The organism is Methylobacterium sp. J-070, from assembly GCF_022829385.1.
In the GTDB taxonomy this organism is placed as follows: Bacteria; Pseudomonadota; Alphaproteobacteria; order Rhizobiales; family Beijerinckiaceae; genus Methylobacterium.
Map to the genome: position 1 here is coordinate 1 of NZ_JAKSXX010000054.1, position 12220 is coordinate 12220.

The following is a 12220-nucleotide window of genomic DNA, read 5'->3' on the forward strand; positions in this document are numbered from 1 at the left end:
ACTTCATCGAAGAGGTCTATAACACCCGCCGCCTGCACTCCGCGCTCGGTTATCTGAGCCCCGTGCAGTTCGAGGAGCAGCACGCCCGGCAGACGGTCAAAACCGCCGCCTGATCGTGCCCACCATCAGGGGCCCACTCCATCCCGTGAGCACGCGCAGCCGCTGCCATCTCGGCAGTCACTCCGCCGCTCGCCAACTCGAGCCCATGCCCGCGCAGCACGGCCAGACCTACGATCCGCGGGAGGAGCCGGCCGTCTAGCCGACCTGAGAACGCTCACTCGCGGGCTGAAGCGACCTTCGCAACCGAAGTGTAGCCCGCTGCCCGCAGCACAACCTCGGATACGGCGCGCCCGAGCAGATCATAGCCACGATCAGCCATATGCAGACCATCAGCAGCGAACAGCTGCTCACGGATCAGTTTCCCCTCCGAGATCCACGCCTGCATCATCTCCGAACGACGGATCACGGGGACATCGAGCTCAGCTCCGATCTCGCGCACCGCGTCACGGAAACGGTATGCACCCGGCGTCGCATCGAGTTTCGGGCACCACTGTGGCTCCAACAAGACCACGTCGATACCTGCGTCACGGATCTGGCGGACCGCCGCGATCGTGGCCGTCCGGAAATGATCGAGCGACACCCCACGCAGCGGATCGTTACTGCCTGTCTGCCAGATGACGAGATCGGGGTGTGGTGCGATCACATCGCGGTCGAGGCGAGCGAGCATCTCGTCGACAGCCTCACCGCCGATGCCGCGGTTGGCCACCATGATGCGATCTGCACTCTCGGGCAGGGCCTGCTTCAACGCAGCTTGGAGCCGGGCCGGATAGGCGGCCGACGGTGTGCTGGCACCGATCCCCTCCGTCGAGGACGAGCCAAAGGCTACGATCCGCAGGGGGCCGCCTGTCGCGAGGCTGTGCGCGACGTGTGGGAGATCTAGACTGTCGGTGGGAATGAAGCCGTCGACCACGTGTCGCACGCTTGTGGGCAGAAGGTCGTTGTAGGCAAGCACGGCCGTCGAGGGGAGACTCAGGCCGAGGAGCAAGGCCATGCCGCCCAAGGCGCGGCGCCAGCTTCCGGCAGGAGTGGGTAGAACCTCCAACCGATCATCGCTGAGGCGGCGCGGCATCTTCTCTGCTCCCCGAAGGCGTACCGACAGGCCAAAGCTCAGGCACGCGGCGTCGGCTGCGCACGTGCTGAAGTACGAGGTCCGAAGCGGCAGGCGTGCTCTCAGCGCACAATCTGAGACGCTACGTGGTCACCGTGGAAAAGGCATGCTTTCGCACAGGGGGCCTGCTCGGCCCCGGCCGCTGGGAGCGGCTACTTTCGACGACGTTGTCGAATCACTGCGTGAATAGGATTTTGAATACAGAAAACTGTGTCGCAACGCAACGAAAAAACGATCACACGCGTGTGCCGGGATTTAAAATCGAATTGCTAGGCTTGTCGCACCTGAAGCTATGCTGTCACCGCTCTCGAAATGAGACTGGCGCGGAACAGTGCGCAAGTGCATTAGACCGCCGCGCCGTGTCAGTCGCGTATCGGGCGCCAACTCCATGATGACCGTCGGGACGCTGAGGAAGACCCGGCCGTCTGTGGTCAGCTTGGCTTTCCAGGCCGCACCTTCTGCCAGCCTGCCGTCTACTTGGCGGATGAACGGATTCCACCGCTGGTACGACGCCAAGTCGACGAGGACCGCCCACACCTCATCGGCGCCCCCTGGGATCGAAAGCTGGGTGGTGATCTGCTTGGCGGCTTCTAACCGATCCTCTGCACGAAAGGACTGACCATGCCCCGCAAGCCTGACCCTGCCCGCATGCCCCACCCCGGCCGCACCTCGGCCGAACGCCGCGCCCTCGACCGGGTCGCGGATTCAGATCGAACCCACGTTCGGATACCGATCCTCCGCTGTGCCAGGGCCGACCTGCTGTCAGGGCCCACTGGAAGCGCTCGGCCATGAACCGCCTCGCGCAGATCGCCCTCGCCCGTCAGATCGCCCAGGCCGAGCAAGCCATCCTGCGCCTTCTGGGCGGCCTCGAGACCGGTGTGGCGACCGGGCGGATCGCCGAGACCCACAAATCGGCCATCCGCCGGCATGGACGGGTGATCTTGGACGCTGGCGGTCGGGACGCCCTTGCGGCCGTGGCGGACCGGATCAGCGACGTTCCCGGTCTCGAGGCCGACCGTAGGGCCCTGCTCGCGAAGCTGTGGTCCGATCTCGGAAAGGCGCCCGAATGACCGGCTCAGCCCATAACATCTGCTGCAACGAGCTGACAGCAGCGCTCACGCCGCGCTGAATGAGGTCGCGGTCCCGCCGACGTCATCGGCCGCGCCGCAGTCCAGGCGCTAAATGTGGCTGAGGCCGCTTAGGCCGCAGCGCCGGAGGCGTGTTGGATGTGACCTGACCGGCTACGCGGCCGAGGCGCGTATCCTGCCGGTGCTCGGCGCGCTCGAATTGACGGCGCTGACGACGAAACGCATTCGCGACTGGCACCATGACCTCGCTGAGGCGCCGAAGCTGCGGCGGACCGCGTCTGGGGTAGAAACACGACGTCTGGCCGCCGTCGACGCGACGGACCCTGAGGCTGTGCGGGCGCGGCGCGCGACGGCCAACCGAGTGCTGACGATCCTGAAGGCCGCGCTCAACCATGCATTTCAAGAGGGCAAGACCAGCTCGGACGAGGCGTGGCGCCGGGTGAAGCCGTATCGCGAAGCTGATGCCGCCTTGAGCACAGCAAACGGCAGGCCTGTGGCCGACCCCCATTCAAGAAAATCGTTGTGACGTCGGCTGTGCCCGCTCGGCGAGCGAATGCCGCAGGCACCACGCGAGCGAACCCCTGCGAACGTCTCCGAACGCCGACAACTTTTCCGTATATTTTCCGTACAACCGACCACTTGCGAACCAGAAATCAAGGTAAGTGCTTGAATTTACTGGCGCGCCCTACGGGAATCGAACCCGTGTTTTCGCCGTGAAAGGGCGCAGCCATTCGTCCAGGAACGTCCAACCGCGTCCAGCTAACCCATTAATAGATCGAGGTTTAAGCTCAAACCGGCGTTTGGCCCGTCCAACTTTGTGTGGCATGGTCCGAGCACATCCACGGGACACTGGCGGGACACCATGGCTCGCAATACACGCTCATCGAAGCTTGAAACCCGCACCAGTCGCCTGCGCCTGCCGCTGGCTAAAAAGCCCGTCTTCACCCGCGTCGCGCCCGGTGTGTCGCTCGGCTACCGCCGCAACGAGACTGCCGGGACCTGGGTGCTGCGGGTTGCTGACGGGAAGGGCAGTTCTTGGACCAAGCGGATCGGTCAGGCCGACGACTTCGAGGAGAGCAATGGCCGAAGCGTGCTCACTTTTTGGGAGGCGCAGCAGCGGGCGAAGGCGACAGCGGGTGGCGAGAAAGGGCAGGGGGCTCAGAAGGCGCCGCTCACCGTCGAGGTTGCTGCTCGGGCCTACCTTGCCGGGCTTGAGGCCCGAAACCAACGTACAGCTTACGACGCCCGCCGCCGCTTGGAACGCCTCTTTCTGCCTCGCTTCGGCTCGAACCGCATTGAAGATCTAACGCGCCGCCAGCTTGAGGCTTGGCGCGATGGCTTGGTGCGGGCCGGCGGCGATGCCGAGCAGCGTCGCCGCAGCCAGGACACTGCCAACAGGGTGTTCAGCATCGTCAAGGCGACGCTCAACCACGCGGTGGGCGATTCAGCAAATGGTCTATCGGACGACAGCGCTTGGCGGCTGGTGCGCCCGTTCCAGCGGGTCGGCCGGGCACGCGAGATTCACTTCACGCCCGCTGAGGTGCTGCGCCTACTCGGCGGTTGCGAGGATGTCGGCTTCCGCGACCTGCTGACGGCAGGGTTCTTAACGGGCGCGCGCTACGGCGAGCTTGCCGCCTGCCAAGTCTGCCACTTCGATGCGGAGGACGAAACTCTAAACGTGCCACGTGGTAAGACGGGCGCTCGCATCGTCATCCTGCAGCCCGAAGCGACGGCGTTCTTCTCACGGCTGGTCAGCGGGCGCGAGAAGGATGCGCCACTGCTGCCGCGTCCCGACGGGGGCGCATGGGGCGCAAGCCACCAAGTACGACCGATGAAGCGGGCGCTGCTGAGCGCGAAGCTGGACCCATCAGGTACGTTCTACGCTCTGAGGCACTCCTACATCTCTCGCGCCATTGAGGCGGGCGTGCCGCTGAACGTGGTGGCGGAGAATTGTGGGACAAGCGTTCGCATGATCGAAACGACTTACGCCAAGGTGCTGGCCGCAAAGCGGCGAGAATTCATTGCGAACGGTGCGCCGCGGTTGTTTGCTGCCGAAGCGCACACGTGACATCAGAAGCACGGAGTTCGAATTCTCCGTCACCGCCATTTGACGCGCTTAACGCATTGAAATAGAGTTTATTTTGGCCACTGCCCTCGAGGCCCCAACTTCGGCCTCAACACAGATGCTGGATCCGAGCGGACTACCGAAGACGCAGCACGGTGCGGCTGCGATCGTCGCCTTTGCCCTTCAGCAGCGTACCGGAGCTGCTCCGGTGAACACGGAGACGAATTGCCCAACTCACCACGCATGCTGCCTCGGCGAAGCCTAACGATGTAGAGGGGCCCGTTGTCTGGCGGGCAGTTGGTGATCTTGTGATCGTTGTGATCGCCTCTCGCGGCGCCGACTTGAACCAGTGACATGTTCGCGACCGTGGCCACGAGCAAAGCCGAGAATGAGTCGAGCTACTCGTTGAAGAAATCCTGATCCTACCGCTTGCTCGCTCGAGCTGATGATGCACCCTTAAAAAGAACCGCATTTCTTTATTCGGAAATTAGGGCAACCTCACACAGTGGGCGTACTCTAGCGATACGCAAAATGCCCTCTTTAGCGGCCGAGAGCGCGGGGCCTTATCCAATCGTTTTTCATCAAGTCCACCTGATGCTCCAGCTCGTGTCCTGTTGTAGCAGCTGAAGACTTCCGCTTCCGGGCAGTTCGCTCGGAGGCCTCGAATGACCAAGTCTGAACCTAAGAAACAGGCCTTCGACAGTACTTGTTCTGAAATACCGATGCCTTATTTGAGTCAGCCAACAGCAGGACTTATGTCGAGCGTCATACTCTCATGATGCCCGATCTACAACGGCTCTCAAATTCTCCCAAGCAACGCGAACAAATCGATTGCAACATTGAGTTGAGGCGTGGAACAAGACTGGGCGGAACAGCCAAGCCTGCCAGAGAGCAGAAGCGATGCCGACCCGGTCGCGCAACGAAGGGCATCCGGTACGGGTGATGGGGACCGGATGTCGGAGCGTACATTCTACGAGTTCTTCGCAGGCGGCGGCATGGCGCGGGCCGGCCTAGATGATGTAACGGGCGCACTGCATCCCGGACCGCTTGAGGTTGGGTGGTCGTCCCTCAGAATGATGGTGTCCGAAGTCAACGGCGTCAGTTTGGGCCCGCGCCAAGCATCATCGAGGAACGACCATGAAGCAGTATGCCGGGATCGACGTGTCTCTGGAAGCCTCTTACGTTTGTATTGTTGATGCTGAGGGGAAGATCGTCCGCGAAGCGAAGGTGCTGAGTGAGCCGGACGCCCTGATCAGCTGGTTTGCCGGGCATCAGGTGGCGATGGAGCGGATCGGATTGGAAGCCGGGCCGCTGTCGCAGTGGCTCTACGCGTCCATGAGCAGGGCCGGCTTGGCGGTGGAGCTGCTGGAGACCCGCCACGTGCGCGCAGCCTTCAAGACCATGCCGGTGAAGACCGACAAGAAGGACGCCCGCGGTATCGCTCAGTTGATGCGGCTGGGCTGGTTCCGCCCGGTACACTGCAAGTCGGTCCCGGCGCAGGAGGTCCGGGCGATGCTGACGGCGCGCAAGCTGTTGCAGGGCAAGCTGCACGATATGGAGATGAGCCTGCGCGGGATCCTGCGGGGCTTCGGGCTGAAGGTCGGCGCCACCACGCCGAAGACCTATCCGGCCCGGATACGGACACTGGTCGACGGCCATCCCGCTTTGGAGGTGATCGCGACCGCGTTGCTGAAGGCACGAGAGGTGCTCGTTGAAGAACTGCAAGGCTTTGAGCGTCGGGTGCGGACCATGGCGCGCCAGGATGAGAGGGCGCATCGCTTGATGACCACACCCGGGGTGGGCGTCGTGGTGGCGCTGACCTTCGTGGCGGCGGTGGACGATCCGCAGCGGTTCCGCTCATCACGCGCCGTTGGACCCCACTTTGGCCTGACGCCCAAGAAGTACCAATCCGGCGAGACGGACTACACGGGGCGGATCTCCAAGGTCGGCGACGCTGGGGTGCGCACCGCCCTCTATGAGGCAGCCAATGTCATCCTGACGCGGCCGGTGAAGGGATCTGATCTGAAGACCTGGGCCTTGGGCGTCGCCAAGCGTGCGGGTCTGCGCAAAGCCAAGGTTGCCCTCGCACGCAAGCTCGCGGTCGTGCTCCACCGGATGCTGCGCGACCAGACCTCTTTCGTCACTCACAAAGCTGCGCCTCGGGCCGCCGCTTAGACCAGAGGGAGACGACACACTTTTCGGGCGGGCTCATCACCATCAGCTCCCCGATGCCGAGTCCCTTCGCCGGGACGATGGATCCGGTAAGGCCGTTCAGTGCACAGCAGCGCCGACGAGGTGACTGCGCGACCCTAGATAGGCCAACCGATCCTCAGCAGACATCATCAAGTAGCAGCCCCGCGCTGACTGCGGACAGAAGCAAGCCTCCGGCGGAGAGATGACGCTCAGAAGGGATTGACACCAATGCCCGTTACAGAAGTGCACTGACTCAGACGGATGGTTCAGGGGATCGGCTGACGGCTGCGATGATGTCGGTGGCGGGCTTGGTCCAGACGAAAGACTTGGCGCGCCGGTTGTGCTCGGCGATGTAGCGTTTGATGGCCGCCTGCAGGTCGACGACGCCGGTGAAGGAGCCTCGCCGCAGCCGACGACGGGTGAGCGCTGAGAAGAAGCCCTCGACCGCGTTGAGCCACGAGGCCGAGGTCGGGGTGAAGTGGAACGTCCAGCGCGGGTGCCGGGCGAGCCAGGCCCGCACCTTCGGATGTTTGTGGGTCGCGACGTTGTCGAGGATGGCGTGGATCGCCTTGCCGGGCGGGACGGCGGCCTCGACGGCGTTGAGGAACCGGATGAACTCACCGTTCCGGTGGCGCTGCATGCAGCGGCCGAGCACTGTACCCGCCAGGATGTCGAGGGCGGCAAACAGCGTCGTGGTGCCGTGACGGGTATAGTCGTGGGTCTGGGCGGCGGGATGGCCGGGGGCGAGCGGCCGGTCGGGGCGGGTCCGCTCAGGGCCTGGATCTGGCTCTCCTCATCCTGAGCTTGTCGAAGGATCGTCGATGGACAGCACCACCGCGTGGGCGGGCGGATCCATATAGAGGCCGACGACATCCTCGACCTTGGCGGCGAAGGCAGGATCGCGCGAGCGCTTGAACGTGCGCAGCCGGTGCGGCTGGAGGCGGTGCGCGTCCCAGATCCGCTGCACGGCCCGCAACGAGATCCCGACCGCACGGGCCACGGCCCGGCCGGTCCAGTGCGTGACCTCGCCCGGCGGCTCCGAGCAGGTCAGCGCCAGCACCTCGGCCACTGTCTCGGTCGAATGGGGCGGCGTGCCGGGCGGACGCGTCTTGTCGCGCAGCAGACCTTCGACACCCGCTTCGGCGTAGCGCCGCTGCCAGCGCCACACGGCCGGGCGGCTGACGCCCGCCCGCCGGGCGACGTCCTGGACACTCAGGCGCTCGGCTGAGAACAGGATGATGCGGGCGCGCTGGATATGCTTGAGCGGACGGGAGCGATCACTGGCGATCGCAGCCAACCGCTCCACGTCGGTCGGATGAAGGAGCACGCATACCGTCTGAGCCATGGCCCAGACTCGCACGCCTCACCTCATTCGTGAATCCTTCGTCCGCGTCACTGCACTAGCAGGCTGTTGAAGAACTTGGCCAGCGGCGAGCGCTGAAGGGTATGTCGTCGCCGGCGTGGAAGCCGATTTCGCCCCGAAGCGAGCCGTCGGCCTGGATCTCGGCCCATCCGGAGCCGCGGGCCTCGTCCATCTCGTCGTTCCCGTTCCAGTCGAACTTGACGGCAGCGTGGTCACCACCACCGGCGAAGGCCCCGGTGACGCATCCGAAGGCGAACTCGCCGCCGGTGGCCTCGAAGAGGATGTAGGCCGGCTCGACCATGTCGGCATAGTCGTCCGCGTAGCCGGGCAGCTCGACGATCCGCCACTTGCCCAGGACGCTCACGCCAGAGCTCCGAGCAGCTTGGGCAGGCGAACCAGGTTGTAGGCCGCCGCGGTGAAGGCGAAGGCCCATCCGACCTTGTCGCGGCCCCTGAAGCGGGTTTTACGCTGGCCACCCACCGTCTTGATCCAGCCAAAGCCCTCCTCGATGCGCTTGCGGATCTTCTGGCTCATGCCATAGCCGGCATGGCGGGTGGTTTGCCTATCGATGGACGAGCGGCGGCCGTTGGTGTTCTGGGCCACGTGCGCGCGCACATTCATCGACCTCAGCTCGTTGACGAAGTCCTCCGTGTCATAGGCCTTGTCAGCGCCCACTGAGATGGCCTTGGGCCGGTCCGCCTTCGGCTCAATCATCGCCAGCGCGGCAATGCGCTCGGCGTGGCCGTCCGCCGAGGTCAGGCAGGTGTCCACGATCAGGGCCGAGCGATTCTCCATCAGGGCATGGCCGATGAAGCAGAGCTTGGCCTCCATGCCCGGGCCCTTGCGGTAGAGCCTGGCTTCGGGGTCGGTGGTGCTCGCGTGCGTCTCGTTCGAACGCTTCTGACCCCTGAAGTCGACCTCGGCGTTACGTCCGCCGGCGGGTGGTGGAGCTTGGTCCCCGCTTTGGTCCTTGGGCTTGACGCTCTTCATCGAGGCCCAGGCCTCGATCAGCGTGCCGTCGACGCTGAAGTGGTCGCTGGACAGGAGCCGCTTCACCCGGGGCTGGGCGAGCACGGCTGCCAGGAACCTGGCGGCGATCTCGCCGGCCAGCAGCCGGTCCCGGTTCTTGCTGAAGCTCGAATGATCCCAGGCCGGATCGTCGACGCCCAGCCCCACGAACCAGCGGAACAATAGGTCGAACTCCAGCCGCTCCATCAACTGCCGCTCCGAGCGGATCGCGTAGAACGCCTGCAGGAGCATCGCCCGCAGCAGCATCTCAGGCTGGATCGACGGGCGACCCATCCGAGCCGCATAGAGCGCGGAGAAGTCCCCGCTCAGCGCTGCGAGCGCCACGTCCGTGAGCTGCCGGATCGTCCGCAGGGGATGGTCGGGCCGGACCCGAGCCTCCAAGTCCACATAGGAGAACAACGTCCCCGAACGCTGATCCGAACCCCGCATCCGCCTTCCCCAAACGCTTTCAGGAAAGAGTGAATCACGCCCAGCTCGGCCACGCCACGGACTTCTTCAACAGCCTGCTAGGGGCCAAGTGGCGCGGCCTGTTCGCGAATGATGTCGACCCAGTGAAGGCAGACGCCTACGAAGCCAATTGGGGTGTCTCCGATCTTCGCAAAGGCGACGTTGCGGACGTCTGCGCGGGCCATTTCCCCGGCCTCGCAGATCTCGCGTGGGCCGCCTTCCCTTGTCAGGACCTCTCGCTGACCGGCCACGGCCTTGGCCTCGGTAGCTGGGCCGTGGAGGGCAGCAATCGTTCCGGCACCTTCTGGTCCTTCGCACGGATCATGCGTAAACTCGTTCGGGAGAAGCGGGCACCAGGCACCAGTGACTCGATCACCATTCACTCGGCATCCCCAAGCCTGTCTACAACGTAACACTACATGGCGTCGCCCCGCTCGCCGGCGAAGGTCATCTATGACATTAATTTGGAGTATCGCCGCGCCTTGACCTTTTCAAGGTCTACGTTGAACAATATATTAGACTAGACGCTTTGGTTCAAAGCACGGTTTTCAGATCGGCGATAGCTCGATCGGCGGCAGCTTTCCTGTCAACGCCGAGCCGAACCGGGGTGCGATACGTGTCAGATACCGTTTTACAACGGACGAGCCCAAAAACAAGGAGATGACATGGCGCGATCGTTTTATCGGTATGAGAAAATCGACGATATAATCAACGCGAACAATGCGCTGTTTGACAGACAAGCGCGGAACGCAATCTTCGCCTCGTCTAGTGGCGGATACAGCGCGAAGGATAAAATAGACATAGACAAGTTTATAGATGATGCTACAGCCTATTTTATCAGTATGCAGTCCAACACGGAAGCAAGTGAATCATACCAAGACCTGATTGACGAAACGCTTCTGATTAAACGCTTCACCGCAATAGATAATGCTTCAGAAGAAAGCCATCAAAGAATCTCAAGATTTGTACAAGACATGTGGCATCTCTTAGGACTGTATGCAAGCATGAAGTCCGGCGATGTGCATCAAATCTGGATGGCAACACAATCTGAGAAAGAGAGAGTTCGCGAAGCGGCAGCGATAGCAGACGTTTCAAGGACGTATGCCGTATACGATTTTCCGAAATGGATGTCGATGGACATGTGGACTATCGTCGAGGCTGCAGCCCTATCAATGGGGATTGAGCCGCAGTTTGCAATAGATCTTCCTTCAAATTTCGACGAGACAACTGAAACTGACTTTCGAAAAGCCTTCGAGGCGCGCAAAGAAACCGTCGAACGCGCATTGCGCTCTAAAGCATTCAAAAACGACGTTATAGTACCTAAGGATTTTCAACGGTGGGCGCAGAAAAAAAGGCTTGGCTTTGATGTACCTACACTGGACACAAATTCAGATGAAATACACACCAATACCAAGCACAAGTTTTATAGGATTTTGCTAAGCGTCGCTTTTCGACGTTACGGTCTACGCCCCCAAGTCGGCATCAAATATAAAGTCATCGGCGAAGTTTCTCAGATTGAAGACGACTGTAAATTTTGTGGTTTTCCGGTCGATACCAAGACTATACAAAAATATCTCGATCAGGCACTGGAATGGGCGAAGATATCTCACAACGAGATAATTATCAAACTTTCAGACAGTAAGCAATAAGAGTATTATCTGACTGGGTTGATTAAATTTTATATTTCAATATTTTTTCTATAATTGATGTATGTGGATATTTAGCAATCACCCACGACGTTGCGCGGGTCGGATTTCGCTGATTCTCTCGCAAGATGGGCCGAAGCGATTTGGAGCGGCTGAGCCGCGAGGAGCTGATCGAGTTGGTGCTGCGGCTGCAGCGGCCAGAGAAGACCTCACGCACCTCGTCCAAACCACCTGCCACGGATCGCAAGGAACAGCGGGAGCACTCCAAGCCCGGCGGCGCCAAGCCCGGTCACGAGGGTCACAGCCGGGTGCTGAGCGCCGATCCCAATACGATCGTCGAGCATCGTCCTGAGGCGTGCGCGAGGTGCGGCGGCGTCTTGCCTGGGGACCTGTGCGCTGGGATCGTCAGCGCCTCTGAGCGGATCGAGCTGCCCGCGGTAGCGCCAATCGTGACGCAGCACCGCAGGCTCTCGGTCCGTTGCCCGAGCTGCGGGACGCGCGTGATCGCGCCAGTGCCCAAGGCAGCGCGGGGCACACCCTTTGGGCCGCGGCTGCATGCGGTGGCGACGTACCTGAAGACCCTTCAGACGCTCTCGTACGAGCGGCTGCAGGCGGCGCTCTCCGATCTGTTCGGCCTCACGCTCAGCCAGGGCGGGTTGATGAACTTGCTCCGCCGTGCCCAAGGCTGCTTCCATCCCGGCCGTGACGCGGCCATCGCGATGCTGCGCAAGGCTGAGGTCGTCGCCTGCGACGAGACCGGCGTGCGCATCGAGGGCTCGAACGCCTATCACTGGCTGTTCCACTCCTCACAAACCGTGGTGCACACGGCTTCGCCGACGCGAAGCGCCGTCGTGGTGCGGGAGATGATGGACGGGCATCAGCCCGCGGTGTGGATCTCGGATCGCTACACGGCCCAGCAGGGCCATGCGAGTGAGCACCAGACCTGCCTGGCGCATCTGGCGCGCGACGTCGCCTACGTCGTCGAGGTCAGCGACGATCCCGTACCCTGGCGCCTGCAACTCTGGCTGGGAAGCGTCTTCGCCATGGCCGAACGCCTTACGGATCTCGCCGCCTCGACGCTCTGTCAACGCCGCTCTAAACATCCCCAAAAGCGCCGGAGTAAAACTCCTCAGTTCCGCCGTTCAGGCCACCTGGGCGGCGTAGCCGTTTTTCGGCGGCCGTCCGCGCCGACGAGGCGGCGGCTGCAGTGGGGCGGCGATG

The 12220-nt window shown here is 62.6% G+C and carries 12 protein-coding genes and 1 pseudogene; 8 read left to right on the forward strand and 5 right to left on the reverse strand.

Going from position 1 to position 12220, the window contains the following annotated elements:
* Window positions 1–5 precede the first annotated feature (5 nt).
* On the forward strand, window positions 6–113 hold the full coding sequence (locus MKL01_RS03445; protein ID WP_409566194.1) for an IS3 family transposase: 108 nt from the start codon (window positions 6–8) through the stop codon (window positions 111–113).
* 161 nt (window positions 114–274) lie between these two features.
* Here the strand turns inward: MKL01_RS03445 and MKL01_RS03450 are convergent, their stop codons facing one another.
* Both MKL01_RS03450 and MKL01_RS36090 read right to left on the reverse strand, forming a co-directional pair.
* Window positions 275–1129 carry an SGNH/GDSL hydrolase family protein gene (locus MKL01_RS03450; RefSeq protein ID WP_243903836.1) on the reverse strand — a complete coding sequence of 285 codons (855 nt, stop codon included), beginning with the start codon at window positions 1127–1129 and terminating at the stop codon, window positions 275–277.
* A gap of 294 nt (window positions 1130–1423) precedes the next feature.
* Entirely contained in the window at window positions 1424–1825 is a 402-nt protein-coding gene (locus tag MKL01_RS36090; RefSeq protein WP_409566193.1) for an SRPBCC family protein, read from the reverse strand.
* A 131-nt stretch (window positions 1826–1956) separates the two neighbouring features.
* Between MKL01_RS36090 and MKL01_RS03455 the strand changes: the two genes are divergently transcribed.
* From MKL01_RS03455 to MKL01_RS03470, 4 genes are all read left to right on the forward strand, one after another.
* A complete protein-coding gene (locus MKL01_RS03455; protein ID WP_243903837.1) occupies window positions 1957–2238 on the forward strand; it encodes a hypothetical protein in 282 nt (93 codons plus the stop codon).
* A gap of 199 nt (window positions 2239–2437) precedes the next feature.
* Window positions 2438–2782: a hypothetical protein gene (locus tag MKL01_RS03460; RefSeq protein WP_243903838.1), complete on the forward strand. Its 345-nt coding sequence runs from the start codon at window positions 2438–2440 to the stop codon at window positions 2780–2782.
* A gap of 336 nt (window positions 2783–3118) precedes the next feature.
* Window positions 3119–4324, forward strand: coding sequence for a tyrosine-type recombinase/integrase (locus MKL01_RS03465; RefSeq protein WP_243903839.1), 1206 nt, complete (start codon window positions 3119–3121; stop codon window positions 4322–4324).
* A gap of 1134 nt (window positions 4325–5458) precedes the next feature.
* Window positions 5459–6496 (forward strand): IS110 family transposase, encoded by a 1038-nt coding sequence (locus tag MKL01_RS03470; RefSeq protein WP_243903840.1) that lies wholly within the window; start codon window positions 5459–5461, stop codon window positions 6494–6496.
* A gap of 271 nt (window positions 6497–6767) precedes the next feature.
* Here MKL01_RS03470 and MKL01_RS03475 read toward each other — a convergent pair.
* From MKL01_RS03475 to MKL01_RS03485, 3 genes and pseudogenes are all read right to left on the reverse strand, one after another.
* Window positions 6768–7859, reverse strand: a pseudogene (locus MKL01_RS03475) (IS630 family transposase).
* A 55-nt stretch (window positions 7860–7914) separates the two neighbouring features.
* Complete coding sequence (locus MKL01_RS03480; protein ID WP_243903841.1) at window positions 7915–8241, reverse strand: hypothetical protein; 327 nt, start codon at window positions 8239–8241, stop codon at window positions 7915–7917.
* Window positions 8238–9335, reverse strand: a complete 1098-nt coding sequence (locus MKL01_RS03485) for an IS5 family transposase (protein ID WP_243903842.1) — start codon at window positions 9333–9335, stop codon at window positions 8238–8240. The genes MKL01_RS03480 and MKL01_RS03485 overlap by 4 nt, the downstream gene beginning before the upstream one ends.
* A 29-nt stretch (window positions 9336–9364) precedes the next feature.
* Between MKL01_RS03485 and MKL01_RS03490 the strand changes: the two genes are divergently transcribed.
* The 3 genes from MKL01_RS03490 to tnpC all read left to right on the forward strand — a co-directional run.
* Window positions 9365–9766 (forward strand): DNA cytosine methyltransferase, encoded by a 402-nt coding sequence (locus MKL01_RS03490; RefSeq protein ID WP_243903843.1) that lies wholly within the window; start codon window positions 9365–9367, stop codon window positions 9764–9766.
* A 252-nt stretch (window positions 9767–10018) separates the two neighbouring features.
* Window positions 10019–11002: a hypothetical protein gene (locus MKL01_RS03495; RefSeq protein WP_243903844.1), complete on the forward strand. Its 984-nt coding sequence runs from the start codon at window positions 10019–10021 to the stop codon at window positions 11000–11002.
* A 125-nt stretch (window positions 11003–11127) separates the two neighbouring features.
* Window positions 11128–12220, forward strand: a 1093-nt coding sequence (gene tnpC, locus MKL01_RS03500) for an IS66 family transposase (RefSeq protein WP_243903845.1), incomplete at its 3' end; no start/stop codon positions are given.

Excerpts from the sequence above, each read along its gene's own strand:
- MKL01_RS03455 (WP_243903837.1), top strand. The coding sequence starts at position 1,957 with ATGAACCGCCTCGCGCAGATCGCCCTCGCCCGTCAGATCGCCCAGGCC.
- MKL01_RS03470 (WP_243903840.1), top strand. The coding sequence starts at position 5,459 with ATGAAGCAGTATGCCGGGATCGACGTGTCTCTGGAAGCCTCTTACGTT.
- MKL01_RS03450 (WP_243903836.1), bottom strand. The coding sequence starts at position 1,129 with ATGCCGCGCCGCCTCAGCGATGATCGGTTGGAGGTTCTACCCACTCCT.
- MKL01_RS03495 (WP_243903844.1), top strand. The coding sequence starts at position 10,019 with ATGGCGCGATCGTTTTATCGGTATGAGAAAATCGACGATATAATCAAC.
- MKL01_RS03465 (WP_243903839.1), top strand. The coding sequence starts at position 3,119 with ATGGCTCGCAATACACGCTCATCGAAGCTTGAAACCCGCACCAGTCGC.
- MKL01_RS03485 (WP_243903842.1), bottom strand. The coding sequence starts at position 9,335 with ATGCGGGGTTCGGATCAGCGTTCGGGGACGTTGTTCTCCTATGTGGAC.